The organism is Curtobacterium sp. 1310, assembly GCF_017834105.1.
Lineage (GTDB): Bacteria > Actinomycetota > Actinomycetes > Actinomycetales > Microbacteriaceae > Curtobacterium.
In genome coordinates this window covers 24,398-50,622 of the sequence record NZ_JAFICY010000001.1, presented here as the reverse complement: position 1 = coordinate 50,622, position 26,225 = coordinate 24,398, and the positions used below count along the sequence as shown (strand labels likewise).

The 26,225-nt window shown below is 72.4% G+C and carries 25 protein-coding genes; 4 read left to right on the top strand and 21 right to left on the bottom strand.

The window, feature by feature from the left end:
* Window positions 1–22: 22 nt before the first annotated feature.
* Genes JOD95_RS00235 through ftsY form a run of 4 tightly spaced genes read right to left on the bottom strand, consistent with a single transcriptional unit; the run spans window position 23 to window position 3,840 of the window.
* Window positions 23–181 (bottom strand): DUF4175 domain-containing protein, encoded by a 159-nt coding sequence (locus JOD95_RS00235; protein ID WP_137767577.1) that lies wholly within the window; start codon window positions 179–181, stop codon window positions 23–25.
* Between the two features lie 55 nt (window positions 182–236).
* Complete coding sequence (locus JOD95_RS00230) at window positions 237–1,607, bottom strand: hypothetical protein (protein WP_209682210.1); 1,371 nt, start codon at window positions 1,605–1,607, stop codon at window positions 237–239.
* On the bottom strand, window positions 1,604–2,974 hold the full coding sequence (locus JOD95_RS00225) for a hypothetical protein (RefSeq protein ID WP_209682207.1): 1,371 nt from the start codon (window positions 2,972–2,974) through the stop codon (window positions 1,604–1,606). The genes JOD95_RS00230 and JOD95_RS00225 overlap by 4 nt, the downstream gene beginning before the upstream one ends.
* The gene (gene ftsY, locus JOD95_RS00220) at window positions 2,971–3,840 is read right to left on the bottom strand and encodes a signal recognition particle-docking protein FtsY (RefSeq protein ID WP_058748735.1); all 870 of its coding nucleotides are present in this window, start codon (window positions 3,838–3,840) and stop codon (window positions 2,971–2,973) included. The genes JOD95_RS00225 and ftsY overlap by 4 nt, the downstream gene beginning before the upstream one ends.
* A gap of 214 nt (window positions 3,841–4,054) precedes the next feature.
* Here ftsY and JOD95_RS00215 point away from each other — a divergent pair, with 214 nt between their 5' ends.
* Entirely contained in the window at window positions 4,055–5,080 is a 1,026-nt protein-coding gene (locus JOD95_RS00215) for a TerC family protein (protein WP_066654849.1), read from the top strand.
* A 175-nt stretch (window positions 5,081–5,255) separates the two neighbouring features.
* On the opposite strand, the gene JOD95_RS00210 is transcribed toward JOD95_RS00215, so the two are convergent.
* The 7 genes from JOD95_RS00210 to JOD95_RS00180 all read right to left on the bottom strand — a co-directional run bounded on the left by JOD95_RS00210 (window position 5,256) and on the right by JOD95_RS00180 (window position 14,381).
* A complete protein-coding gene (locus JOD95_RS00210) occupies window positions 5,256–9,011 on the bottom strand; it encodes a chromosome segregation SMC family protein (protein ID WP_209682205.1) in 3,756 nt (1,251 codons plus the stop codon).
* Between the two features lie 32 nt (window positions 9,012–9,043).
* Window positions 9,044–10,015, bottom strand: a complete 972-nt coding sequence (gene mutM / locus JOD95_RS00205) for a bifunctional DNA-formamidopyrimidine glycosylase/DNA-(apurinic or apyrimidinic site) lyase (RefSeq protein ID WP_209682193.1) — start codon at window positions 10,013–10,015, stop codon at window positions 9,044–9,046.
* 4 nt (window positions 10,016–10,019) lie between these two features.
* The gene (rnc, locus tag JOD95_RS00200) at window positions 10,020–10,745 is read right to left on the bottom strand and encodes a ribonuclease III (protein WP_066654858.1); all 726 of its coding nucleotides are present in this window, start codon (window positions 10,743–10,745) and stop codon (window positions 10,020–10,022) included.
* Window positions 10,746–10,759: 14 nt separating this feature from the next.
* Entirely contained in the window at window positions 10,760–10,963 is a 204-nt protein-coding gene (rpmF, locus tag JOD95_RS00195) for a 50S ribosomal protein L32 (protein WP_058728177.1), read from the bottom strand.
* A gap of 43 nt (window positions 10,964–11,006) precedes the next feature.
* Complete coding sequence (locus JOD95_RS00190) at window positions 11,007–11,597, bottom strand: DUF177 domain-containing protein (RefSeq protein ID WP_066654860.1); 591 nt, start codon at window positions 11,595–11,597, stop codon at window positions 11,007–11,009.
* 70 nt (window positions 11,598–11,667) lie between these two features.
* Complete coding sequence (coaD, locus tag JOD95_RS00185; protein WP_066654861.1) at window positions 11,668–12,162, bottom strand: pantetheine-phosphate adenylyltransferase; 495 nt, start codon at window positions 12,160–12,162, stop codon at window positions 11,668–11,670.
* A gap of 26 nt (window positions 12,163–12,188) precedes the next feature.
* On the bottom strand, window positions 12,189–14,381 hold the full coding sequence (locus JOD95_RS00180; RefSeq protein ID WP_209683306.1) for an ATP-dependent DNA helicase RecG: 2,193 nt from the start codon (window positions 14,379–14,381) through the stop codon (window positions 12,189–12,191).
* Window positions 14,382–14,504: 123 nt separating this feature from the next.
* Between JOD95_RS00180 and JOD95_RS00175 the strand changes: the two genes are divergently transcribed.
* Window positions 14,505–15,065 (top strand): RsmD family RNA methyltransferase, encoded by a 561-nt coding sequence (locus JOD95_RS00175; RefSeq protein ID WP_066654862.1) that lies wholly within the window; start codon window positions 14,505–14,507, stop codon window positions 15,063–15,065.
* A gap of 65 nt (window positions 15,066–15,130) precedes the next feature.
* On the opposite strand, the gene thiL is transcribed toward JOD95_RS00175, so the two are convergent.
* On the bottom strand, window positions 15,131–16,123 hold the full coding sequence (gene thiL, locus JOD95_RS00170) for a thiamine-phosphate kinase (RefSeq protein ID WP_066658369.1): 993 nt from the start codon (window positions 16,121–16,123) through the stop codon (window positions 15,131–15,133).
* Window positions 16,124–16,157: 34 nt separating this feature from the next.
* On the opposite strand from thiL, the gene JOD95_RS00165 reads away from it, so the two are divergent.
* Window positions 16,158–16,643 carry a DUF3515 family protein gene (locus JOD95_RS00165; RefSeq protein ID WP_209682191.1) on the top strand — a complete coding sequence of 162 codons (486 nt, stop codon included), beginning with the start codon at window positions 16,158–16,160 and terminating at the stop codon, window positions 16,641–16,643.
* 45 nt (window positions 16,644–16,688) lie between these two features.
* On the opposite strand, the gene JOD95_RS00160 is transcribed toward JOD95_RS00165, so the two are convergent.
* The 6 genes from JOD95_RS00160 to leuC all read right to left on the bottom strand — a co-directional run bounded on the left by JOD95_RS00160 (window position 16,689) and on the right by leuC (window position 23,212).
* Complete coding sequence (locus JOD95_RS00160) at window positions 16,689–17,786, bottom strand: D-alanine--D-alanine ligase family protein (protein WP_209682189.1); 1,098 nt, start codon at window positions 17,784–17,786, stop codon at window positions 16,689–16,691.
* 32 nt (window positions 17,787–17,818) lie between these two features.
* Entirely contained in the window at window positions 17,819–18,832 is a 1,014-nt protein-coding gene (locus tag JOD95_RS00155; protein WP_066658371.1) for an NAD(P)H-dependent glycerol-3-phosphate dehydrogenase, read from the bottom strand.
* A 91-nt stretch (window positions 18,833–18,923) separates the two neighbouring features.
* Entirely contained in the window at window positions 18,924–19,772 is an 849-nt protein-coding gene (locus JOD95_RS00150) for a 1-acyl-sn-glycerol-3-phosphate acyltransferase (RefSeq protein WP_235426341.1), read from the bottom strand.
* Between the two features lie 4 nt (window positions 19,773–19,776).
* Entirely contained in the window at window positions 19,777–21,144 is a 1,368-nt protein-coding gene (murA, locus tag JOD95_RS00145) for a UDP-N-acetylglucosamine 1-carboxyvinyltransferase (protein ID WP_066654865.1), read from the bottom strand.
* Entirely contained in the window at window positions 21,144–21,740 is a 597-nt protein-coding gene (gene leuD / locus JOD95_RS00140) for a 3-isopropylmalate dehydratase small subunit (RefSeq protein WP_066654867.1), read from the bottom strand. The genes murA and leuD overlap by 1 nt, the downstream gene beginning before the upstream one ends.
* The gene (leuC, locus tag JOD95_RS00135; RefSeq protein ID WP_209682188.1) at window positions 21,740–23,212 is read right to left on the bottom strand and encodes a 3-isopropylmalate dehydratase large subunit; all 1,473 of its coding nucleotides are present in this window, start codon (window positions 23,210–23,212) and stop codon (window positions 21,740–21,742) included. Before leuC ends, leuD begins: the two co-directional genes overlap by 1 nt.
* Before the next feature lie 204 nt (window positions 23,213–23,416).
* On the opposite strand from leuC, the gene JOD95_RS00130 reads away from it, so the two are divergent.
* On the top strand, window positions 23,417–24,484 hold the full coding sequence (locus JOD95_RS00130) for an FUSC family protein (protein WP_066654869.1): 1,068 nt from the start codon (window positions 23,417–23,419) through the stop codon (window positions 24,482–24,484).
* Between the two features lie 301 nt (window positions 24,485–24,785).
* Here JOD95_RS00130 and JOD95_RS00125 read toward each other — a convergent pair whose 3' ends face one another.
* Genes JOD95_RS00125 through JOD95_RS00115 form a run of 3 tightly spaced genes read right to left on the bottom strand, consistent with a single transcriptional unit; the run spans window position 24,786 to window position 26,223 of the window.
* The gene (locus JOD95_RS00125) at window positions 24,786–25,391 is read right to left on the bottom strand and encodes a histidine phosphatase family protein (protein WP_066654871.1); all 606 of its coding nucleotides are present in this window, start codon (window positions 25,389–25,391) and stop codon (window positions 24,786–24,788) included.
* The gene (crcB, locus tag JOD95_RS00120) at window positions 25,388–25,777 is read right to left on the bottom strand and encodes a fluoride efflux transporter CrcB (protein ID WP_209682187.1); all 390 of its coding nucleotides are present in this window, start codon (window positions 25,775–25,777) and stop codon (window positions 25,388–25,390) included. The genes JOD95_RS00125 and crcB overlap by 4 nt, the downstream gene beginning before the upstream one ends.
* Entirely contained in the window at window positions 25,774–26,223 is a 450-nt protein-coding gene (locus JOD95_RS00115; RefSeq protein ID WP_209682185.1) for a CrcB family protein, read from the bottom strand. Before JOD95_RS00115 ends, crcB begins: the two co-directional genes overlap by 4 nt.
* Window positions 26,224–26,225: the final 2 nt, after the last annotated feature.

Sequence of the window (26,225 nt, the reverse complement as noted above, 5' to 3'; positions counted from 1 at the left end):
CGTCCGACGTGACCGGCCGACGCTACGCGCGACCGCGGATGCTCCGGAGGAGCCAGCCGATGACCGCCAGCAGGATGAGCACGATGCCCACCCAGAGCAGGAACTTCAGCGCACCGACGAAGATGCCGCTGAAGAGCAGGACGAGGCCGACGATGATCGCGATGATCAGCAGTGCGGGCATGAGGGTCTCCAATCCCTGGAACGAGACCGAGCGGACGCCCGGGCCGAAGCGGACACTACTCGCGAGCCGGCGACGCCGTTCCCCGAGCACGGAGCCCGGCAGCTGCCCCCGGTCGGGGATCCGGCCCCGGGCGGTCCGCGTCGCGGTCCACCGCACGGCTCCGCAGGAACACCACCGCCAGGATCGGCAGCAGGACGATCTGCCCCCAGATCCCGATGGTCTGCGCCTCGTCCGCCCAGGTCCGGGCGGAGACACCCACGGCCTTCAGCGCGAACGAGTGGAACCACCCGACGAAGAGCAGCAGGTTCGCGGTCACGTAGGCCACCACCCACCCGAGGCGGATCCGCACGACGGCGAAGAACGGCGTCAACCAGAGCACGTACTGCAGCGAGTCGACCTTGTTCGTGACGAGGTACGCACACAGCAGCGCCGCGCTCGTCTCGATCCAGGGCATGCGGCCGCGCCGGAGCCCGATGACCAGACCGACGGCGAGCACGGCCAGCACGGCCACGGCGGTCGCCGCCGTCGAGAGCAGGTTGAGTCGGAGCTGGACCTCCGGGCTGCTCTGCGCGGACCACGGCTGCAGCGCCCAGTACCAGACCGACAGGGTGCTCGGGTCGATGTCCCGGGTGCCCTGGAAGCGGATCACGGAGAACCACGACGTGGCGTTGACGAGCACGAACGGCAGGTTCGCGGCGAGGACCACGCCGAGCGCGCCGGCCACCGCCCCGGCGGCACGACGGACCCGGTCCGGCCAGGACGGCCCGGCGTCCACGAGGAGTGCGAGGACGAACGGTGCCACGAACGCGAGCGGGTACAGCTTGAACGCTCCGCCGAGTCCGAACAGCGCGCCCACCACGACGGCACGCCACACGGGCGCACGTCCGGCCGGCCACCGCACCGCGGCGAAGACGCCCGCGGTCGTGCACACCACGGTGAGCAGGTCCCAGTTGTAGAGCGCGTAGAGGAACAGCGGCGGTGTCGCGGCGAAGATCCACGCGCGCCGGCCGGCCATCCGGGCGAGGAGGACGGTCACGACCACCACCACCGGCACGAACGTGAGCGCCGTCACCACGAGGAACCCGCGGCTGGACCCGACCGGCAGGGCGCTGAGCCAGGCCCACAGGCCGGTGAGGGTCGGGTACTCGAGCGTGCCGGGCGGCAGGCCGCGGGTGGTCAGCGGCCCGACGTAGGGGAACACGTGCGATGCGAGGTCGCGGATGCCCCAGAGGCTCAGGGTGTCGCCGAGGCAGGCGTGTCGTGTCACGTACGCCAGGTCGAGACCCTCGCCCGCGCACTGCAGCTTCTGGAACAGGCTCCCGACGGTCAGGCCGACGGCGACCACGCACATCACGACGAGCTCGACGGCGGCGACCCCGCTGGCCGGACGGACGCTGCTGCTGCCGGCGATCGCGCGCGTGTTCACGCGCTCGGCGTGGGCGTCCGCTGCGGCTCCGGCGCTCCGTGCACCACCGACACCTCGTCGTCGCGGTCCACCGCCCGGCTGCGCAGGAACACGACCGCCAGGATCGGGAGCAGGACGATCTGCGCCCAGACACCGATCGACATCGCCTCGTCCGCGTAGGTCCGCACGGTGGTCCCGATCGCCTGCAGGTAGATGTGCCGGAACCACCCGGCGAAGAGCAGCGTGTTCGCGGCCAGGTAGGCGATCACCCAACCGCTGCGGATCCGGACGAACACGAAGAACGGCGCGAGCCAGAGCGCGTACTGCAGCGAGTCCACCTTGTTCGCGACCAGGTAGGCGCAGAGGAGCGCCGCGCTGGTCTCGATCCAGGGCATGCGACCGCGACGGACCCCGAGGACGAACCCGGTGACCAGCACCGCGAGCAGTGCCACCGCCGTCGCTCCGGTCGCCAGCAGGTTCAGCGTGTGCTGGAACGCGGGCGAGTCCTCGGCCGACCACGGCTGGAAGGCGTAGTACCAGACCGAGAGCGTCGCCCCGTCGATGTTCCGGATGCCCTGGTAGCGGATCACGGAGAACCACGACTCGGCGTTGATGAGCACGAACGGCAGGTTGGCCACGAGGACCACGCCCACCGAGCCCACCACCGCACCGAGGGCACGGCGCACGCGATCGCCCCACGACGCGGTCGCGTCGACGAGCAGGGCGAGGACGAACGGCGCGACGAAGACGAGCGGGTACAGCTTGAAGGCACCGCCGAGACCGAACAGCGCACCGACGACGACGGCCCGCCACACCAGCGACCGCCCGGCCGGCCACCAGACCGCCACCGCGATCGCGACGACCGTGCACATCACCGGGAGCAGGTCCCAGTTGTAGAGCGCGTAGAGGAAGAGCGGCGGCGTGGCCGCGAAGAACCACGCCCGGCGTCCGGCGACGCGGGCCAGCGCCACGACGGTGACGACGACCACGGGCACGAAGGTCAGCGCGGTGACCACGAGGAACCCGTGCAGCGAGCTCACCGGCAGCGCGCTCAGCCACGCCCAGATCCCGCTGAGCGTCGGGTACTCGAGGCTCCCCGGCGGCAGCCCGTTCGCGCCGAGCGGCTGCACGTACGGGAACACGTGCGACGCGAGCTCGCGACTGGAGAACAGGCTCACGGTGTCCGCGAAGCAGGCCTTGCGGGTGGCGGTCACGAAGTCGACCCCGGGGGCGGCACACTGCAGCTTGTGCAGCAGGCTGCCGATCGTCAGCCCGACCGCGACCACGCACATCACGACGACCTCGAGCACCGAGACGGTGGCCGGCGGTCGGGTCCCTCGCCCGCCGGTCGTGGACGGCGCGGTCGCGGACGACACCACGGCGCTCAACCGACCAGGTTCTGGACGAAGACGTGCGGGGTGAAGCCGGTGAGGTCGTTGATGCCCTCACCCTGCCCGATGAGCTTGATGGGGATGCCGGTCTTCTCCTGCACGCTGAGCACGAAGCCGGCCTTGGCCGATCCGTCGAGCTTGGTGATGACGAGTCCGGTGACGCCGGCACCCTCGATGAAGGCCTGCGCCTGGGCGAGACCGTTCTGCCCGGTGGTGGCGTCCAGGACGAGCAGCACCTCGGCGATCTCGGTCTGCTTCTCGACGACGCGCTTGATCTTGCCGAGCTCGTCCATCAGGCCGGCCTTGGTGTGCAGTCGGCCGGCGGTGTCGATCACGACGATCTCGGTACCGTCGCGCATGGCCTTCTCGACCGTCTGGTAGGCCACCGAGGCCGGGTCCTGGCCGGGCTGCGCCGGTCGGACGACCTCGACCCCGGCGCGCTGCGCCCACGTCGCGACCTGCTCGACCGCCGCCGCGCGGAACGTGTCCGCCGCGCCGACCACGACCGTGCGGTCGTAGGTCTTGAGGAACTTCGCGAACTTGCCGATCGTCGTGGTCTTGCCGACGCCGTTGACGCCGACGACGAGCACGACCGCCGGGCGGTTGCTGAGCTTGAGGGTCGTGTCGAGCTTCGACAGGCGCTCCTCGAGCACCTCGCGGAGCATGCGCTGCAGGTCGGCGGGGTCCGTCGTGCCGTACCGGTCGACGCGGGCGTGGAGGTCCTCGATGACCTCGTCCGCGATGTCGGGGCCGAAATCCGCACCGATCAACGCGGTCTCGAGATCGTCCCACGTGGTCTCGTCGATGGTCTTCCGCTGGAACAGGCCGCGCAGACGGGTGGACAGTGACCAGGAACTCGCCATGCTCCCAGCTTAGGGCGCGACCAGTGGGCGCTGCGCCCGGTATCCTCGGTTCCTGAAGGGGAGTACTCCCGCGCGGCGCACCCGTCAGTACGGTCTGGGACGATCCAGACCCGGGACGCCGGTCGTGTCCGACCAGTCGGTCGACACGGCGGAGGAGACCTTCAGGCATCGGCGTACCCGCTCCGCGGGACGCCCCGAACCTGAAGGACATCCATTGGACGTTCCCCTCTTCGTCTGGCTCCTCACCATCGCGGGCATCCTCGCGCTGCTGGTGTTCGACTTCTACTCGCACGTGCGGACCCCGCACGTTCCGCACATCAAGGAGTCCGCGTTCTGGTCGGCGTTCTACGTCGGGCTCGCGATCCTGTTCGGTGTCGGGATCCTGGTCTTCGGCGGCGGTCAGGCCGGTGGCGAGTACTTCGCCGGCTGGTTGACCGAGAAGGCCCTGTCGGTCGACAACCTGTTCGTCTTCCTCATCATCATGTCGAGCTTCGCGGTGCCGAAGGAGTTCCAGCAGAAGGTCCTGCTGGTCGGCGTCGCGATCGCCCTCGTCGCCCGAGGCGTCTTCATCGCCCTCGGCGTCACGATCATCGAGAACTTCTCGTGGGTCTTCTACCTGTTCGGCGCGCTGCTGTTCTGGCTCGCCTGGTCGCAGGCGAAGGGCGGCGGGCACGACGAGACCGAGGGCGACTCGAAGCTCATCCGTGTCCTGCGTCGCATCATCCCGACCACGGACGACTACCACGGTGACAAGCTCACGGCCCGTGTCGACGGCAAGCGCCTGTTCACCCCGATGCTGCTCGTCATGGTCGCGATCGGCCTCACCGACGTGCTGTTCGCCCTGGACTCGATCCCCGCGATCTTCGGTCTGACGCAGGACGCGTTCATCGTGTTCACCGCCAACGCGTTCTCCCTGCTGGGTCTGCGTCAGCTGTACTTCCTCATCGCGGGGCTGCTCGAGCGCCTCATCTACCTCGGTCAGGGCCTGGCCGTCATCCTCGCCTTCATCGGCGTCAAGCTCGTCTTCCACGCCATGCACGTCAACGAGCTGCCCTTCATCAACGGCGGCGAGCACATCGAGTGGGCCCCGGAGATCCCGATCTGGTTCTCGCTGAGCTTCATCGCGCTGACGATCGCGGTGGCCACGGCCGCCTCGCTCATCGTCTCGAAGAAGCGCCAGGAGCGCGGCCTGACCCCGACGGGCGAGCCGAAGGAGGCCGTGGAGGCCGACGCGAAGTAGTCGCGACCACGTGGCGGACGGGAGGCGCGGTGCCGGCTGGCACCGCGCCTCCCGTCCGTCTCCGCACCCCGAGACTCGCTCCAGCGGACGGTTTCGCGGTGTCCCCGTCACGAACGTGCCCGCCGAGCCGAGTCTCGCCGTGCGGCCGCAAGCGCGCCAGCGCGGCGCGGGCGCGCTACGCGACGGCCGCGTCCGCGGGCTCGCGCCGCTGCACGCGCTGGCCGACCACGGCGGACACGCCGTCCTGCCGCATCGAGACGCCGTACAGCGCGTCGGCGATCTCCATCGTGCGCTTCTGGTGCGTGATCACGATGAGCTGCGACGACTCCCGCAGTCGCTCGAACACGGTGAGCAGCCGCCCGAGGTTGGCGTCGTCGAGCGCCGCCTCGACCTCGTCCATGATGTAGAACGGCGACGGCCTGGCGGTGAAGATCGCCACGAGCAGGGCCACCGCCGCGAGCGAGCGTTCACCGCCCGACAGGAGCGTCAACCGGTCGATCTTCTTGCCCGCGGGCTTCACCTGGACGTCGAGCCCCGTCGCGAGCATGTCGTCGGGGTCGGTCAGCGTGATCGATCCCGTGCCGCCCGGGAACAGGATCGGGAAGATCACGTCGAACGCGGCCTTCGTGTCGTTGTACGCCGCCTCGAAGATCGTCTGCATCTTCGTGTCGAGCTCCTCGATGATGGTGAGGAGGTCGGTCCGGGTCTTCTGCAGGTCGTCGAGCTGCTCCGCGAGGAAGGCGTGCCGCTGCTCGAGCGCCTGGAACTCCTCGAGCGCGAGGGGGTTCACCTTGCCGAGCCGGCCGAGGTCGCGCTCCGCCGCCGCGAGCCGCTGCTCCTGCTCCGCGCGGACGTACGGCACCGTCTCGACGTCGGCGGGGTCGACCTCGTCGGTGGTGTCGAGCTCGGGCAGCGCCGGACCGCCGGGCAGTGTCGACTCGGCGTCGACGAGCCCGGGCAGGTCGGCGTCGACATCGGCGTCGACATCGGCGACGGCGGTCGTGGCGGCGTCGCCATCGGGAGCGTCCGCATCGGGCGCCGCTGCGGCCTCCGCCGCCGCCCGTGCCCGGTCGGCCTCGCGGTGGCGACGCGCGAGCACCCGTGGGTCGACCAGGACGTCCACCGGCACCGGCACGTCCGGCCCGTACTCCGCGACGAGCACGGCCTCGTTCAGCCCGAGGTCGCTCTGCGCGCGGTCGAGCACGCCGGACACGTGCAGCTTCTTCTCGTAGATCTCCATCTCGAGCGAGTGCACGCCGTCGGTGATGGTCTGCAGCCGCTCGCGGAGCTCGCGCTCCTCGTTGCGGACGACCTGCAGCTCGGTGTTCCGCTTCGTGCGCTCGGCCTCCTCGGTCGCGAGCTGCACCCGGGCCTCGGCGAGCGACCGGTCGACCGCGCCGAGCACGCCCGGCAGGTCGGCGAGCACCCCCTCGGCGACGGCGATCTGTCCGCGCCGGATCACCGCGAGCCGCGCTGCCTCCTCCGCAGCCGCACGCTCCGCCTCGAGCTGCCGCTGCAGACCGGCCGCACGGTTCCGCTCCGACCGGGCCCGCTCCCGCACGGTCTCCACCTGGATGCGCTGCTCGATCTCCGCGGCCCGCGCGGACTCGACGGCGTCCTGCAGCGCCGGGCGCCCGGACGCGTCGACGACGGGTCGCGGTCGCTCCTCGAACCCCCGCAGCGCGTCCTCGGACCCGGCCAGCGCGGCGTCGACCGCCTCGACCGCACCGTCCGTCTCGCCCAGGGCGGCGAGCAGACGTTCCACCTCGGCCGCGGCGTTCTCCGCCCCGGCGCGGACCGCGGCACTGGAGCGGTCGTAGTCGGCGACCGCCGCGGTGTGCGCGCGCAGCGCGCGATCGGCCTCGTCGGCACGGCGGCGCACGTCCTCGACCTCCTGGCGAGCGGCCTGGAGGCCCGTGGCCGCGTCCGCCGCGTCCGCCGCGACCGCGTCACGGCGGGCCTGCGCGTCGTCGCGTTCCGCCACGAGCTCGATGCGGGAGACCGTGCGCGCGCCACCGCCGGTCACCCGGACGGTGCGGACGAGGTCACCCGACCGCGTGACGACCGTCGCGTGCGGGGCGGCGGCGAGCACGGCCTCCAGGTCGACGTCGTCCGCCACCGCGACCAGCGTCGCACGGAGCACCGCGGTGATCGCGGTCGGCCCCTGCACCACGTCGAGGGCGGGACGCACGCCCGGCGGCAGCGACGCGGGGAGCCCCGGCCCGTCGAGCTCCGCGTCCGCGACGACGACGTCCACGCGGCCGAGGTCGGCGCCGCGGGCGTGGGCGACCGTGGCGAGGGCGGTGCCGCGGTCGGTGGCGAGGACCGCGTCGGCGAGCCCGTCCAGCGCTGTGGCGATCGAGGCCTCGAACCCGGGCTCGACCGTCAGCGCGTCGGCGAGGCGACCGAGCACGCCGTCGCGCCGGGCGTCGATCACCGCCTGCGACCCGTCCCGGACGTCGATCGACATGCCGAGGGCCGCGACCCGGGCGTCGAGTGCGTCGCGCTCGCGTTCCAGGGCGTGGAGCCGGTCGCGCAGGGTCTCGCGCGCCGTCTGCGCTGCCTCGAGCCGCTGCCGCGCCGTGTCGTGCGCGGCGGCGAGTGCGTCCGCGTCCACCCCGGCGGATGGGTCGTCCCCGATGTCGTGCAGGGCCGCGGCGGCACGCGCCGATCGGTCCTCGGCCTCGGCCAGTGCCCGGGCCCGCCGTTCGCGGTCCGCGACGACGGAGGCGCGGCGCGACCGCTGCACGTCCACGGCGTTGCGGAGGCGCTGGGCCTCGAGGTCGTGCTGCGAGACGAGCGCGGCCTGCGCGGCGATCTGCTCGTCGAGGGCGTCCAGGCGGGCCCGCGCCTGCTCGACGGCCGCCGCCGCTGCCCCGGACCCGGCTGCCATCTCGGTGGCACGGGCCTCGAGCCGGTCCGCCTCGGCACGGACGCCCTGCACCCGCTCCGGCGCGATCGTGGGGCCCTGCTGCGGCGCGTCGGCCTGCTGGGCGAGGAACATCAGGCGCTGGTTCGCCAGGCTCGACAGCCCGCGGAGCCGCTCCTGCACGCTCTCCAGCCGGTGCACGACGGTCCGGGCGCGGTCGACGGCGTCACCGACCATGCTCTGCTCGACCTGCTGCTGCCGGGCACGGGTCTGGTCGAGGCGCTCCTGCAGGACGATGCGCTCGGACTTCCGGCCCGTCTCGACCTCCTGGTGCTCGTGGAGCTCACGGCGCAGCCGGACGACCTCGTCGGCCAGGAGGCGGGCCTTGGCGTCGCGGGCCACCGCGGCGACGGACTGCGCCTTGCGCGCGACCTCGGCCTGCCGACCGAGCGGCTTCAGCTGCCGACGGATCTCCCCCGCGAGGTCGGACAACCGCGTCAGGTTCGTCTGCATGGCGTCGAGCTTGCGGAGCGTCTTCTCCTTGCGACGCCGGTGCTTGAGGATCCCGGCGGCCTCCTCGATGAAGCCGCGGCGGTCCTCCGGGGTGGCGTGCAGCACCTTGTCGAGCTGGCCCTGCCCGACGATCACGTGCATCTCGCGACCGAGCCCGGTGTCGCTCAGGAGTTCCTGCACGTCGAGCAGCCGACAGTTCTCGCCGTTGATGGCGTACTCGCTGCCACCGTTCCGGAAGAGCGTGCGGGCGATCGTCACCTCGGAGTACTCGATCGGCAGCAGGCCGTCGGTGTTGTCGATGGTCAGGAGCACCTGCGCGCGACCGAGCGGACCGCGCGTCGAGGTGCCTGCGAAGATGACGTCCTCCATCTTGCCGCCGCGGAGGGTCTTCGCGCCCTGCTCCCCCATCACCCAGGCGAGGGCGTCCACCACGTTCGACTTGCCCGAGCCGTTCGGGCCGACGATGCAGGTGACGCCGGGCTCGAACGCGAACGTCGTCGGCTGCGCGAAGGACTTGAACCCCTTGATGGTCAGGCTCTTCAAGTACATGCGGGTCTCCGGGTGCTCGGTTGCGCGTCAGGCTAACGCCTGCGTCGGCGCTGAGCGGGTTGGCACACGGGGCACCGGTGGCTCGACCGGTTCATGAAGGCCTCGCGCACGATGGTCGTGCCGCAGCGCGGGCACGGCTTCCCCTGCTGCCCGTACACCGCGAGACGCTGCGAGAAGTACCCGGACTGCCCGTTCACGTTGACGTACTGCGCGTCGAAGCTCGTCCCGCCGTCCTCGAGGGCACGGGCGAGCACGGTGCGGACCTCGGCCAGGAGCCGGTGCAGGTCGGCCCGCGGCAGGCGGTCGGCCGGACGGTCGAAGTGCAGCTGCGCGGCCCAGAGCGACTCGTCGGCGTAGATGTTGCCGATGCCGCTCACCACGCCCTGGTCGAGCAGGACGCGCTTGATGCCGCTGGAACGCTTCCGCGCCATCGCGACGAAGCGGTCGTCGTCGAACGCGGGGTCGAGCGGGTCCCGGGCGATGTGCGACACCTGGGTCGGGATGCTCCTCCGCCACGGCGCGTCGGGGTCGTGGGCGTCGACCGCACCGGCGGACCCGGCCGGGGCCCCGTCGACGGTCGGCACCATCGCGTCGATCGCCATCGACCCGAAGGTCCGCTGATCGACGAACTCCAGCGCGACCGGCTGCTCGGGACGGCCGTCGCGGTCGGTCCCCGTCGGTTGCACGTCGATCAGGATGCGGCGGTGCCTCGCGGCCGGTCGGTCGCGGCCGAGCAGGACCTGACCGGACATCCCCAGGTGGGTGACGAGTGCCTCGGGTCGGTCGCCGTCGCGCTCGGGGACGAGGGGGAACCACATGAACTTGCCACGACGCACGGCCGCGGCGATCGTGCGGTCGGTCAGGCGTTCGGCGAAGTCCTCGGCCGGGCCGTCGTGCCGGGTGAGTGCGCGGTCGTCGACCACGTCGACGTGCAGCACGCGGGCGCCGCTGACGGCGGGTTCGAGGCCGGCGCGGACGACCTCGACCTCGGGGAGTTCGGGCACGCGGTCAGGCCGCCCGGCCGGAGAGCCGCGTCCACGCCTCGAGCGCGGCGGCCATCTCGGCGGTCTTCTTGCTGGTGCCGGACCCCGTCGACACGTCCTCGCCCTGCAGCACGACCGTCGCGTGGAAGGTCTTGTCGTGGTCGGGGCCCTCTTCGGTCACCCGGTAGGCCGGGTTGCCGAGGGACAGGCTCGCGGCGAGCTCCTGCAGGCTCGTCTTCGGGTCCATGGCGGCGCCGAAGCGGTCCGGGTCGACGAGCAGCGGCTCGACCAGTCGCAGCACCAGGTCCGTCGCGGCGTCGGGGCCCGCGGACAGGAACGTCGCACCGATGACGGCCTCGACCGTGTCGGCCAGGATCGACGCCTTGCCCCGGCCGCCGGTCTGCTCCTCGCCCTTGCCGAGGCGCAGGTAGGAGCCGAGCCCGATCATGCGGGCGATCTCGGCCAGGGCGACCGTCGAGACGAGGCTGGCGCGCCGCTTGGCGAGCTCACCTTCGTCGAGGTCGGGGAACGACCGGAAGAGCTTCACGGTCACGGCCTGGCCGAGGATGGAGTCCCCGAGGAACTCGAGGCGCTCGTTGTGCTTGATGCCCCCGTGCTCGTACGCGTACGAGCGGTGCGTGAGGGCGAGCTGGAGCAGCTCGGCGTCGATCTGGACGTCGAGGATGCCCTGCAGACGAACGACGTCCGGCCCCACGGGGCGGGACCCCGTGGCGCCGGACGTCGCTGTCATGTGGTCCGGTCCGATCAGACGTCGGCGACCTTGCGGCCCTTGTACTCCATGTACAGGGCGGTGCCGGCCGAGTCCTCGACGACCTTCGCGCGGTGCGGGAGGCTGTAGGTGACCTTGCCGTTCTCGATCGTCTTCACGAGCTGGACCGGCGCGGCCTTCCACTGCGAACGACGGGCGTGCGTGTTGGCACGGGACTGCTTGCGCTTGGGAACGGCCATGGTGGTTCTCTTTCGGTTGGTCGGTGGTCAGGGTCGAGGTGCGTCAGGCCGTGCGGCCGTCGCCCTCGGGGCTCTGGGTGGGGGTGCTGTCGTCGGCGTCGGTGCTGTCGGCGTCGGTGCTGTCCGCGTCGGCGCCCCGGAAGCCGCTCAGCGCGGCCCAACGCGGGTCGACGACCTCGCGCGGGGTGACCTCGCCGAGGTCGGCCAGCCGCTCACCCGTGACGGGGTCGAGGCCGGGGCAGTCCGGCCGGCAGACCGGCTGGAACGGCAGCGCCAGCACTACCGCATCTCGAACGACCGGTTCACAATCCACGTGGTCATCGTGAACGAAGAAGTCGAAATCCTCCGAGACATCGTACGCGAACAGCTCGGCGAAGTCGACTTCGACCGGTTCGCTGATGTCGATGAGGCAGCGCGAGCACTCCCCCGTGGCCTCGGCCGAGGCGTGTCCGGAGACCAGGACACCCTCGTGCAGGCCCTCGAGCTTCACGTCGAGCTGCAGCGTGGCGCCTTCGCGCACGGCGATGACGCCGGCGCCCATCGCGTCCGGCACCTCGACGTCGAGCGAGTGCTCGCGCATCTCGCCCGGCCGGTGCGCGAGGTCGCGCACGCGCAGGGCGAAGGGGCTGTTCACGGGGGAAGACACGATCGACGAGTCTACCGCGATCTCCTGCGGACGTCGAGGACGCCCGGGACGCGGCGTGTCAGCGCCCGAGGTGCTCGGCCAGCGCGTCCGCGACGACGACGGGCACGTAGGGCGTCACGTCGCCCCCGAGCGTCGCGACCTGGCGGATGAGGGAGCTCGACACGTGCGCCCGCGACGCCTCGGGCAGCAGGAAGACCGTCTCGACGTCGGCCAGGTGCCGGTTCATGATGGCCATCGGTGTCTCGTACGCGACGTCCTCGCCCGAGCGCACACCCTTCACGAGCACACCCGCACCCACCTGTCGGCAGTAGTCGACCAGCAGGCCGGAGGTCCACTCCCCGACCCGGACGCTGTCCGGTGCCCCGGTCTCGACGAGGGACTGCTCGATCAACCGCACCCGGTCGGCGGCGGCGAACATCGCGGGCTGCTTGTCCGGGTTGTGGACGACGAGCACGTGCACCTCGTCGAACAGCCGCGCGGCACGCCCGATGACGTCGAGGTGCCCGAGGGTCACGGGGTCGAAGGAGCCGGGGACGACGGCGATCTGGGCCATGTCCGTCACGCTACCTGCCGACGGCGTCAGTTCTTCCCGAGGAACGCGGCGTCCGACTCGTCGAGCCGCCGTGCCAGGGCTTCGCGCAGGGCGGGGTGCTCCCGCAGCTCGGGGTCGGGCTCGAGCACGCGTTCGGCCTCTCCCCGGGCGTCGACGATGAGGTCGGCGTGCTCGACGACGCGGAGCAGGTTCAGCGACGACCGGCCGCCGGACTGCCGCTCGCCGAGCACGTCGCCCTCGCGCCGGAGCTCCAGGTCGACGCGGGCGAGCTCGAAGCCGTCGTCGGACGCCGCCACCGCGTCGACGCGCTCGCGTGCGGTCGTCTCGGCCTCGGCCGTCGTCACGAGCAGGCACACCCCGGCGTACTGCCCACGACCGATGCGACCGCGCAGCTGGTGGAGCTGAGAGACCCCGAAGCGGTCGGCGTCGAGCACCGCCATCATCGACGCGTTCGGCACGTCCACGCCGACCTCGATCACGGTCGTCGCGACGAGCACGTCGACGTCGCCGGCCGCGAAGGACGTCATGACGCGGTCCTTCTCGTCCGCGGTCATCCGCCCGTGCAGGACCTCGATCCGTCGGTCCTGCAGGACCGGCATGGCCCGCATCCGCTCGGCCGTCGCGAGCACCGTCGCCGGCGCGCGCTTCGGCGCGTCGTCCTCTGCGGGCTCGGGGCCGCCGTCGTCCTCGGCGTGGGCGTCGTCGATCGCCGGGCAGACCACGAAGGCCTGCCGCCCGTCGGCGAGCTCCTCGGCCATCCGGGTCCAGATGCGCCCCTTCCACCCGGGGTGCTCGGCCAGCCCGACGGCGAAGGTCTCGACCCCGGCACGGCCCGACGGCAGCCCGGTGATGGTGGACACGTCGAGGTCGCCGAACACCGTCATCGCGACGGTGCGCGGGATCGGCGTCGCGGTGAGGACGAGCACGTGGGGTGGGGTCGCGCCCTTCGTCCGCAGGGCCTCTCGCTGCTCGACGCCGAACCGGTGCTGCTCGTCGACCACGACCAGACCGAGCTCCGCGAAGTCGACCCGGTCGCCCAGCAGCGCGTGCGTGCCGACGATGAGCCGTGAGCTGCCGGACGCCGCCGCGAGCAGTGCCCGGCGCCGTTCGTCCGTCGACTGCGAGCCCGTCAGGATGACCGGCCGGAGCTCGGCCGCCAGGTCGGGCCCGAGGAACTTCACGATCGACCGGAGGTGCTGCGCCGCGAGCACCTCGGTCGGGGCGATGAGGGCCGACTGCCCACCGGACTCGGCGACCGTCAGCATCGCCCGGATCGCGACCAGGGTCTTGCCGGAGCCCACCTCGCCCTGCACCAGCCGGTGCATCGGCCAGTCCCCCGCCAGGTCGTGCGCGATCTCGGCCCCCACCGCCTGCTGGTCGTCGGTCAGGGTGAACGGCAGCGAGGCGTCGAAACGCTCGAGGGTCCCGCCGGGCGCCGCCCGACGCGGGGTGGCAGCGGTCGCCCGGGCAGCGATGCGCCGCTGCACGAGGGCGGTCTGCAGCACGAACGCCTCGCGGTAGCGCAGCGCGTCCTGCGCGCGCTTGAAGTCGGCGACCTTCTCCGGACGGTGCAGGAGCTCCAGTGCTCGGCGGAACGGCACCAGGCCGAGTCGCGTTCGCGCGGGTGCCGGGATCGGGTCGGGCACGTCGGGCAGGGTGTCGAGGACGACGGAGATCGCCTTCGCGATCTGCCACGAGGTCAGCGACGCCGTCGCCGGGTAGATCGGGATGGGCTGCCGTGACCAGCGGATCGCCTCTTCGTCCTCGGGGTCCGCCGTCGCGCGGGGGTCGTCGCGGTCGAACAGCTCGTAGTCCGGGTGGGCGAGCTGCCGCGCACCCCGGTAGTCGCCGACCTTGCCGGCGAAGATCCCACGGGCACCGGGCACGAGGTCCTTCGTGCGCCACCCCTGGTTGAAGAAGGTGAGCGTGAGCAGGCCCTTGCCGTCACCGATCTTCGCTTCGAGGATCGAGCCGCGTCGAGCGCGCATGGTCCGTTCGCGCACGTCGATGACCTCGGCCACGATCGTGACCGACTCGCCGATCGCGAGCGAGTCGAGCGCGGTCAGGGCGCCGCGCTCCGCGTACCGCCGGGGTGCGTGCTCGAGGAACTCACCGACGGTGCGGTACCCGAAGGCCTTCTCGATCGCCTTCGCCGTCCGTCCGCCGAGGACCCCGCCCAGCCGGGCGTCGAGGGGCGCGGGGCCGAGGTCGGGCCGCACCGGCGGCGCCTCGGTGTCGGGGGTGTCGGAGGTGACCACGCGACCACGGTACCGGGCCGGTCCGACGCACCGCGCGCCTCCCGTCCGGCCTGTGGAAGCCGTGCACGCCGCTACGGTGGCTGCATGACCCGCATCATCGCCGGCGCCGCCGGTTCCACGACGCTCCGGGTGCCGAAGTCCGGCACCCGGCCGACGAGCGACCGCGTGCGCGAGGCCCTGTTCTCGTCGCTCGGCGCGCGCGGGCTCGTGGAGGGCACCTCGGTCGCGGACCTCTACGCCGGGACGGGCGCGCTCGGGCTCGAGGCGGCGTCCCGCGGGGCGGCGGAGGTCGTGCTCGTCGACCGCGCGTCCGCTGCCGCGCAGGCGTGCCGGGCGAACGCGAAGGCCGTGCAGCAGCGGGTGCCGGGGGTGCGGATCGACGTGCAGCCGCAGCCGGCGCTCGGCTACCTGCGGAGCACGGTGCGGACCTTCGACCTCGTCTTCGTCGACCCGCCGTACGAGGTCGCCGAGCAGGAGATCGCGGACGTGCTCGAGGCACTCGTGCCGCGCCTGACGGCGGGCGCGGTGGTCGTCGTCGAGCGGAGCAAGCGGTCGCCGGAGCCGACGTGGCCGGCCGGGTTGGAGCCCTTCAGCAAGCGCAGCTACGGCGAGACCGTGGCGTGGGAGGCCGTCACCCCGGCCTGACGCGGGGCGTGCGGACGCGGGCGGTCGGACACGGGCGGCCGGGAGGCCCGGCGCGGCTCCGACGGTCAGCCCGCGGCGCCGTCCCAGTCGGCGTACGGGTCCCACCCGGTCGTCGGGACCGGCTCGCCTCCGCGCACCAGGTCCGCGCCGCCGCGGGCGACGACCGCGCCGATGCGCCGGAAGCCGCCCGGCAGCGCCACGCCGGGCGGGAAGGTGGCGAGCAGGCCGTGGTCCTCGCCGCCGTGCAGTGCGAGGTCGTCGGCGCCCGCGACACCGTCGGCATCGAGGTCGAGCGTCACCCGGCTGGCCCGGGCGAGCCGCCCGGCGTCGATCGCCAGCCCGTCGGACAGGTCGAGCATCGCGGTCGCCCCGGCCGTGGCCGCGAGCGGACCGTCGGCGATCGGCGGGACCGGGCGTCGCTGCCGGTCCACGTCGGGGTCGGTGTCCGCGCCGCTCGCGACGGTCGCCGACCGCGAGGGCTCTCCGTGCGCGTCGACGCCGTCGCGGAACAGCCGCGCGAGGCCACGAGCGGCGCGGCCGAGCTCCCCCGAGACCGCGAGGACGTCGCCGGGACGTGCACTCGAGCGGAGCACCGGCGCTCGCCCACCGAGGTCGCCGAACGCCGTCACCGAGACCGTGAACACGGCCGAGGTGGACAGGTCCCCGCCGACCACGCCGCAGCCCGGGGAGAGCGCGTCCACGGCAGCCCGCACCCCGTCCGCGAAGGACTCGAGCACCGCGACGGGAGTCTCCTGCGGCGCGGCCAGGGCGATCACGAGTCCGCTCGGCGTCGCGCCCATCGCTGCGACGTCGGACAGGTTCGTCGCTGCCGCCTTCCACCCGACGTCCGCCGGCGACGACCACGCCCACCGGAAGTCGGGCCCGTGCACCATCATGTCCGTCGTGACGACGAACCGGCCGTCCGGGGCCGCGACGACGGCGCAGTCGTCACCGGGACCGACGTCCGGTGCACCCGCCGGCAGTCGACGGACGATCCGGTCCAGCACGGCGAGCTCCCCCAGCTGTCCCACCGTCGGTCCGGTCCAGGCGTCGTCCATCTCGTCCACGTCCGCAACGGTAGCCTGGACGTCGATGGACACCGTGCGCCGACCCTTCCGCTGGACCGCGATCGCGGGTGTCGCCGTGGCACTCGCCGCCGGGCTGACCGGGTGCACGAACGCCGTGTCGATGGCACCCGCTCCGTCCGCCGACACCGCCGCGTGCGCAGCCGTGCAGGTCCGCCTCCCCACGACCGTCGGGAACGACCTGCCGTTGCGGAACACGAACGCGCAGTCGACGGCCGCGTGGGGCGACCCGGCCGCAGCGCTCTACCACTGCGGCGTCGCGGTGCCGACGGTGTCCGACCTGCCGTGCTTCAGCAAGGGCGGCGTCGACTGGATCCGCGACGACCGCGGGGCGCAGGTCGTCTACACGACCTTCGGCCGGTCCCCGGCGGTGCAGGTCGTCATCGACTCGACGAAGACCACCGACCAGGTCGTGCAGGACCTGTCCGACGTCGTGTCGACGCTGCCGGAGGACGGGCACCGCTGCCTCGACCCCTCGGACGTCCAGGGCTGACGACCGCGTGCGTCGTGCACGGCCTGCTGCACGCGACGCCGGACGTCAGCGGACGGCGACCCGTCCCAGCTCGATGAGCTCGGCGACGAGTTCGCCGTAGGACATCCCGGACGCCGCCCAGCAGCGCGGGTACATCGACAGCGGCGTGAACCCCGGCATGGTGTTGACCTCGTTCACGACGAAGCCGTCGTCGGTCAGGAAGCAGTCCACGCGCGCGAGACCCGCACCGCCGATCGCCTCGAACGCCCGTGCACCGATCGACCGGATCGCGTCGGTCTCGTCGGCGGTCAGGGGCGCGGGGCAGAGGAGCGCCTCGTCGCCGCCCAGGTACTTCGACGCGAAGTCGTAGAAACCGTCCTCCGCCACGACGATCTCGCCCGGCAGGCTCGTGCGCGGGACACCGTCGCGGCCCTCGAGCACCGCGACCTCGACCTCGCGCCCGACGACGCGCGGTTCGACGATCACCTTCGCGTCGTGCTCGAACGCCAGGTCCATCGCGGCCGCGAGCTGCGACGGCTCGTCGACCCGGGACACGCCCATGCTCGACCCGGCGCGGGCCGGCTTCACGAAGAGCGGCCACCCGTGCACCGCGACGGCCTCGGCGACGCCGTCGGGGTCGGCCGACCACTGCCGGCGGAGCACGGTCGTCCAGGGCGCGACCCGCAGCCCGGCGTGCTCGAGCACGGCCTTCGCGGTGTGCTTGTCCATCGCCAGGGCGCTCGCGAGGACGCCGTCGCCGACGTACGGCAGCCCGGCGACCTCGAGGAGCCCCTGGACCGTGCCGTCCTCACCGAACGGACCGTGCAGGATCGGGAACGCCACGTCGACCGCGATCGTCGTGACCGAGCCGTCCGGGTGCGACACGACCAGCTCGTTCGTGGCCGGCGACGTGGGGAACGCCACACGGGTGCCGTTGTCCGGCACGACGGGGAGCGCACCGTCCCGGAGCGCCCACCGTGCCGGGTCGTCGGACTGCAGGGTGAAGGCGCCCTCCTTCGTGATGCCGATCGGCACGACCGCGTAGATCGAGCGATCGACGACGTCCATGATCCCGCCGGCGGTCACGCAGCTGATCTCGTGCTCGCTGGACCGGCCGCCGAACAGCACGGCGACGGTCGTGGGAGCGGGAGCGATCGTGGGCATGGCAGTCCCCTTGGTGGTCGGGACCGGACCGGTCACTCGCCCTGCGGCTCGTCGGTCTCGGTGAGGTGCGGCGCGATGTTGCGCGGGTCGAGCCTACCGGCGAGGACCTCGGCCACCTGGCCGACGATGGGCATGTCGACGCCGTTCGCCGCCGCCAGTTCGAGGATCGGGGCCACCGATGCCAGGCCCTCCGCGGTCTGGTTCATCTGGCGCACGACCTCGTCGAAGCGGTACCCCTGACCGAGCAGGCGGCCGGCCGTGTTGTTCCGCGACAGCGGGGACTGGCAGGTCGCGATCAGGTCGCCGAGGCCGGCGAGCCCGGACAGGGTCGACGGCTGGGCACCGAGCGACACCGCGAAGTCGGTCATCTCGGCGAGCCCGCGGGTGATGATCGACGCCTTGGTGTTCTCGCCGTAGCCGACGCCGTCGACGATGCCGATCGCGACCGCGATGAGGTTCTTCAGCACGCCGCCGAACTCCGTGCCGATGACGTCGGTGTTCGTGAACGAGCGGAAGTACGGGTTCGTGGCGACCGCGGCCACCGCGGTCGCCGTCTCGAGCGACGTCGACGACACGACCGCGGCGGTCGGCTGCCGACGGGCGATCTCGAGCGCCAGGTTCGGTCCGCTCGCGACCGCGATCCGGTCGCGATCGATGCCGAGACCCTCGTGCAGGACCTCGCTCATCCGCAGGCCCGTGGCCTTCTCGACGCCCTTCATCAGGCTCACGACGGGGACGCCCTCGGGCAGCAGCGGCGCGATCGCGGACAGGTTCGACCGGAGCGTCTGCGACGGCACCGACACGTACACCTGCTCGGCGCCGTCGAGCACCGCGGACAGCGACGTCGACGCGGTCAGCGTGCGCGGCAGGTTGATGCCCGGCAGGTAGTCGGAGTTCCGCTTCGTCTCGGTGATCTCCCGTGCGACCTCGGGCCGACGTGCCCAGACGACGGTGTCGGCACCGCCCTCGGCCAGCACCTTCGCGAAGGTGGTCCCCCAGCTGCCCGCACCGATGACGGCGACGCGCGGCTTGTCGGTGGACTGCATGACCACGCGGATGGCTGCGGTGTCGACGGCGCCTGGGGCTGCCACGGCGGGGTCCGGGTGGTCGTCGTGCGGGCGCAGGCCCGAGCGGTCGTCAGTCAAACTTCCCGGTCTCCTTCTGGTCGTTGGCGGCCGGGTCCCACCGGGTCGCCGGTGCCTGCTCGCCACGGAGCTCCTCGAGCAGCTCGGTGATCCGGCGCATGAGCAGGTCGGTCGCCGCCAGCAGGGTCTTCTGGTCGAGCGGCTTCCCGCGGTACGCCGACAGGTCGACCGGGTCGCCGACGATCACGTCGACGCGCGACGGCGGGAACAGCCGGAGCTTCTTCGCGTACCGGCCCATGATCCGCTGCGTGCCCCAGTGGGCCATCGGGATGAGCGGGACGTCGTTCTCGAGCGCGATCCGCACCGCGCCGGTCTTGCCGCGCATGGGCCACAGGTCGGGGTCACGGGTGAGCGTGCCCTCGGGGTAGACGATGATCGCTCCACCCTGCTCGATGACGGACCTGCCGCCGCCGAGCGGGTCGTTCAGGCGCGTGCGGCCGGAACGCTCGACCGGGATCTGCCCCATGCCGGCCATGAGCTTGCCGACGACCGGCACCCGGAAGATCGACGCCTTCGCGAGGAACCGCGGCGCACGGCGGGACAGCCAGACGGCGGTGCCGACCACGAGCGGGTCGATGTTCGTGAAGTGGTTCGGGGCCAGCACGAAGGCGCCGCCCTCCGGCAGGCGCTTCGGTCCGTGCCAGTGGTAGCGGGCGGTGAACCGGAAGACCGGGATCACCACGGACGCCGTGATGCGGAAGGCGGTGTTCAGCTCGCCGCGCCGCCACCGGCGCCCCGGGTTCGGGAGGCCCGTGGTGACGTCGGAGGCGGACGCACGCCGTGCCTCCAGGCCGTCACCCGCGCCGCTCGCCGTGCCGTCGCCGCCCGTCGTGCCCTCCACGCGCCTAGCCCGCGAAGTCGAAGTCGGCGCCGAGCTTGCGCAGCTTCGGGATGAAGTGCTCGTACCCGCGGCTGATGATGCCGACGTTCGTGATGTGCGACTCGCCCTCGGCCGTCAGGGCCGCGATGAGGTGGCTGAAGCCGCCGCGCAGGTCGGGGACGCGGACGTTCGCGGCGTGCAGCGTCGTCGGGCCGGTGATGACCGCGGCCTGCTCGAACGGGCGGCGGGCGACACGGCGGTCGTGCCCGGGCAGCCCCTCCTTGTGCACGACGATGTCGGCACCCATCTCGTTCAGGGCGTCGGTGAAGCCGAAGCGGTTCTCGTACACGGTCTCGTGCACGATGCTCGTGCCCTCGGCCTGGGTCAGCGCGACGACGAGCGGCTGCTGCCAGTCCGTCATGAAGCCGGGGTGGACGTCGGTCTCGACGACGACCGGGCGCAGGGTCTCGCGCTCGCGGTAGAAGCGGATGCCGTCCTCCTGGATGTCGAACCCGCCACCCACCTTGCGGAAGACGTTGAGGAACGTCATGAGGTCCTGCTGGTCGGCACCCTCGACGAAGATGTCGCCGTTGGTGGCGAGCGCGGCGGAGGCCCAGCTCGCGGCCTCGTTGCGGTCGTTGATCGCGCGGTGCGTGTACCCGCGCAGCGACTCGACGCCCTCGATGAAGATCGTGCGGCTCGGCTCGACCGTGACGATCGCGCCCATCTTCTGCAGGATCGCGATGAGGTCCATGATCTCGGGCTCGATCGCCGCGTTGCGGAGCTCGGTGACGCCCTCGGCCAGGACCGACGAGAGCAGGACCTGCTCGGTCGCCCCGACGCTCGGGTACGGCAGTTCGATCTTCGCACCCTTGAGACCGTCCGGGGCCGTGAGGTGGATGCCGTTGAGCTGCTTGTCGACCACGGCACCCATCGCGCGCAGGGCGTCGAGGTGGAAGTCGATCGGACGGTCGCCGATGCGGCAGCCGCCGAGGTCGGGGATGAAGGCCTCGCCGAGCTTGTGCAGCAGCGGACCGCAGAACAGGATCGGGATGCGGCTCGAGCCGGCGTGGGCGTCGATCTCGGCGAAGTGGGCCGACTCGACGTTCGCCGGGTCGAGGATGAGCTCGCCTCGTGCAGGGTCCGTGATCCGCACACCGTGCACCTCGAGCAGGCCGCGGACGACCTTCACGTCGGAGATGTCCGGCACGTCCTTGAGGATCGACGGGGTGTCGCCGAGCAGCGAGGCGACCATCGCCTTGGTCGCGAGGTTCTTCGCGCCGCGGACCTCGATGCGCCCCACGAGCGGCTTGCCGCCCCGGATGACGATCTCGTCCGACTTGAGGCCGACGCGGGCCCCTGCTGCTGCTGCGTCCTGTACGAGGGAGTTCACTACTTCACCGGCAATGTCTTCGGCCGCCATCGGGAGCGGCGGGATTCGAACTCCGTGATCGAGGACTCGTCACGGAGGGTGAGCCCGATGTCGTCGAGCCCTTCCATCAACCGCCAACGAGTGTAGGCGTCGATCTCGAAGGGCACGTCCACCGCGCCGAGCGACACGCGCTGCGCGACCAGGTCGACGGTCGCCTCGATGCCCGGGTTCGCCGCGATCTCGGCCCAGAGTGCCTCGACTTCCGGTTCGGTCACGATCGCGGTGACCAGGCCCTGCTTGCCCGCGTTGCCCTTGAAGATGTCCGCGAAACGACTCGACACCACCACGCGGAAGCCGAAGTCGCGGAGCGCCCAGACCGCGTGCTCGCGGCTCGAGCCGGTCCCGAAGTCCGGGCCGGCGACCAGCACCTGCGCCCCCTGGTAGACGGGCTGGTTCAGCACGAAGTCGGGGTCCTGGCGCCACCCGGCGAACAGGGCGTCCTCGAAGCCGGTCTTCGTGACGCGCTTGAGGTAGACCGCGGGGATGATCTGGTCGGTGTCGACGTTCGAGCGCTGCAGCGGCGCGGCGATCCCGGTGACGGTGGTGATCTTGTCCATCAGTTGGCTCCTTCAGCGGTCGCTGCCGTCGCGGCGGTGTCGTCGGTGACCGTCGCGATCGCGTCGTCGGTCTCCAGGTCCCACGGGCTCGACAGCGTGCCCCGGACCGCGGTGGCGGCGGCGACGAGCGGCGAGACCAGGTGCGTGCGGCCGCCCTTGCCCTGCCGCCCCTCGAAGTTGCGGTTCGAGGTGCTCGCGCACCGCTCCCCCGGTGCGAGCTGGTCGGGGTTCATGCCGAGGCACATCGAGCAGCCGGCGAACCGCCACTCCGCGCCGAAGTCGGTGAAGACCCGGTCCAGCCCCTCGGCCTCGGCCTCGAGCCGGACCCGGGCGGACCCCGGCACGACCATGACCCGCACGCCGTCCGCCTTCTTCCGTCCCCGGATGACCGACGCGAAGGCCCGGAGGTCCTCGATGCGCGAGTTCGTGCAGGACCCCATGAAGACCGCATCGACCGCGATGTCCTTCATCGGTGTGCCGGCCTCGAGGTCCATGTACTCGAGTGCACGCTGCGCGGCGGCCTGGTCGTTCGGGTCGCTGTAGCCCGCGGGGTCCGGGACCGTCTCGGACAGCGACACGCCCTGGCCGGGGTTCGTGCCCCACGTGACGAAGGGCTCGAGCTCGTCCGCGTCGATGAAGACCTCGGCGTCGAAGACGGCGTCGTCGTCGGTCGCCAGCGTGTCCCAGTACGCGACGGCGTCGTCCCAGTCCTGACCGGTCGGCGCGTGGTCGCGGCCCTGCACGTAGTCGTAGGTGGTCTGGTCGGGGGCGACCATGCCGGCGCGGGCACCGGCCTCGATCGACATGTTGCAGATCGTCATGCGCCCCTCCATCGAGAGCGAGCGGATCGCCGAGCCGCGGTACTCCAGCACGTAGCCCTGCCCGCCGCCGGTGCCGATCTTCGCGATCACGGCGAGGATGATGTCCTTCGCCGTGACGCCGGGGCGCAGGGTGCCCTCGACCGTGATCGCCATCGTCCTGAACGGCTTCAGCGGCAGGGTCTGGGTGGCGAGGACGTGCTCGACCTCGCTCGTGCCGATGCCGAACGCCATCGCGCCGAACGCACCGTGGGTCGACGTGTGCGAATCGCCGCACACGACGGTGATGCCGGGCGTCGTCAGGCCGAGCTGCGGGCCGACCACGTGGACGATGCCCTGCTCCTTGTCACCGAGGGAGTGCAGACGGACGCCGAACTCCTCGCAGTTGCGACGCAGGGTCTCGATCTGCGTGCGGCTCGTCGGGTCGGCGATGGGCCGGTCGATCGCGAGGGTCGGGGTGTTGTGGTCCTCGGTCGCGATGGTCAGGTCGAGGCGACGCACCGGGCGGCCGGCCTGGCGGAGGCCGTCGAAGGCCTGCGGGCTCGTGACCTCGTGCACGAGGTGGAGGTCGATGTAGAGGAGGTCCGGGCTCCCGTCCTCGCCCTTGACCACGACGTGGTCGTCCCACACCTTCTCGGCGAGCGTCTTTCCCATCGGCCCGGCCCTTCCTCATCGACGTTGCGGTACCGCTCTCGCGGCTCGGTCCGGCGAGTCTAGCAGGTTGGTATACCAACGCGGGCCGGGACGGACGGGAGGCGCGGTGCGGCGCCGCCACGCGCCTCCCGTCCGGCCGTGGTGCGGTCCGGACGAGGCGACCCGCGTCGGCGACACCCGTCGCGGTGGGAAGATGGTGACGACATGACGACACCTGCGCACTCGACCCGGACCACCAACCTCGAGGGCGCAGCCCGCGCCGCGATCGCCGGCGGCGCACCGCTCGCGCTGCTCATCGCCCTGGGGATGCCGGGATACGCGGCGTTCGCGATGTTCGCCGGGTTCACGGCGATCTTCGGCGCGACCGAGCCGTACCGCCAGCGTGCCGTCACGACCGGCGTCGCCGGTGCGCTCCAGGCGGCGTGCATGCTCGCGGGCATCGGCGTCGCGTTGCTCGGGCACCCGCTGTGGCTGCAGGCGGTCGGGCTCGTGGTGGTGCTCGTCGTCGCCGTGTGCACGCTCACGGCGCTGCAGACGATCCCCGCGCAGCCGATCTTCCCGGTCTTCGCGTTCGTCGTCTCCTCGCTCGTCCCGCTGCGGCCCGCCGACCTGCCGACGGTCCTGCTGATCATCGTCGGCTCGGTCGCGTGGGCGTGGCTCGTGGCGATGTCGGGCGCGGTGCTCCGTCGACTCCTGCACCCGCGGGCACCGCACCGCTTCCGGCCGCTGGCGGCACGCAAGCACCGCACGCTCGACGTCCTGCGCACGCCGGCGCTGCGGGAGACCGTCGCCCTCAACGTCGTCGGCTCCGTCGTGGCCGGAGCGGTCGCCGTCACGATCCCCGGGCTCGGACACCCGTACTGGGCGGTGATCGCTGTGGTGTCGACGCTGCCCGCGCTCCGGCAGCGGCACACGCTGCGTCGCGCCTGGCAGCGGGTGGTCGGCACCGTCGGGGGCACGGTCGTGGCCGTGGGGATCCTGCTGCTCGAGCCGAGCGTCTGGTGGATCGTCGTGATCGCCGTCGTCGGGCAGTTCTTCGCGGAGATCTTCGTCGCGCGGCACTACGCCGTGACCCTGCTGTTCCTCACGCCGCTCGCGCTCGCCGTGTCGTGGCTGAGCCTGCCCGAGGCGCCGGAGCTCCTCGCGCTCGACCGCATCGCGCAGACGCTGCTCGGTGCGCTCGTGAGCGTCGCGCTCCTGGTGGTCGGGCGGTTCGTCGAGCGTCGACGAGGCCGGCCGCTCGGCGCGACGAGCGCGATCCGCACCGTCTGACGCGGCGTCGGCGCGGCGCCGACGCTGCGCGCCGGTGCCGCGCAGCGCCGGTGCCGCGCGCCCTGTCGCGAGCACGTCGCGCCGCGGGAACACGTGGCGCGACGTGCCCCGGGTCGTGCGGGCGCAGGACGCACCAGCGAGCGCGCGCCGGACGGGAGGCGCGTGGTCAGCCCGCACCGCGCCTCCCGACCGCAACCGGGTCGCCTGTCGCGCGCACAGCCGCCAGCACGTCGCGCCGCGGGAACACGTGGCGCGACGTGCCCCGGGTCGTGCAGGCGCAGGACGCGCAAGCGGGCGCGCGTCAGTCGCGCGGGGCGACGTTCCAGGAGTCGATGACGGGGCGGCCGTGCTCGTAGCCGAGCGAGCTCACGGTGGCGGTGCCGAGCTTGAGCACGGCTCCGTCCTGCGGCGCGAGGCGGATCCAGGCGGCACCGAGCGCGCGGAGCACGTGTCCGTGCGCGACCACGATCGCGTCGTCGCCCTCGGCGAGGACCGGACGGACGCGGTTCAGGACCCGCTCGACGCGGACCCGGACCTCGGCGGCGTTCTCACCCGGGGTGTCGCCGGCAGGGACCCCGTCGGTCCAGAGGTCCCACGGGCCGTGCCGCTTGACCTTGATCTGCGGGGTGGTCAGGCCCTCGTACGCGCCGTAGTCCCACTCGTACAGGTCCTCGTCGAGCTCGGGGTCGACGCCGACGAGCGCAGCGGTGTCCCGCGCGCGCTGCAGCGGGCTCGAGAGCGCGAGCGCGAAGGTGCGGTCGGCGAGGTACCGGCCGGCGCGCTTCGCCTGCTCGATGCCCTCGTCGGTGAGCGGGATGTCGGTGCGGCCGGTGTGCTGACCGCTCTTCGACCACTCCGTCTCTCCGTGGCGGACGAGGACGAGTTCGCCGGGGCGTTCCGAGGTCATGTGTTCCTTCCGATGAGCAGGCCGAGCGCGGCTGCGCCGACCGAGACGACGAGCATCCCGAGGCCGTTCAGGACGGCGGTCCGGGTCTTGCCGGATCGGAGGAGCTGCACGGTCTCGACGCTCGCCGTCGAGAACGTCGTGTACCCGCCCATCATGCCCGTCCCGAGCACGGCGACCACCGAGGGGCCGAGGGCGCCGGTCTCCCCGAGCCCGGTGACGAGCCCGAGCACGAGCGATCCCGTGACGTTGATGACGAGCGTGCCGAGCGGGAAGCGTCCGAGCGCGGTGCCGTCCACCCGGGCCTTGACGGTGCCGTCGAGCCAGCAGCGCAGCGCAGCGCCGACCCCGCCGCCGAGGGAGACCAGCAGGAGTCCGAGCAGGGTCACCGGGCACCCCCGCTCCGAGCGCCCCGGGAGCGCCGGGCGCCGGCGACCCACGCTCCCGCTGCCGCGGCGGCCAGCCCGAGCACCACCGACAGCAGCGCGTACCCGGTGCCGGCGCCCCACCGCCCGACGTCGAGCAGCCGGGCGGTGTCGTCGGCGAGGGTCGAGTAGGTCGTGAAACCACCGAGGACGCCCGTGCCGACGAACAGGCGGAGCGCCCGACGTCGGCCGAGGTCCGGACCCGCGTGCGCGAGTGCCTCCAGGAGCACCCCGAGGCAGAACGCTCCGACGACGTTGATGCCGAGGATCGTCCAGCTGATGCCGTCCACCGCGGGGAACGCTGCGGCGAGCGCAGCCCGCACCCCGGTGCCGATCGCACCGCCGAGCGCGACGAGTCCGAGGTACCGCCAGCGACGGTGCGGGGGCCGGTCGGTCGTGCGGGTGTCCACGG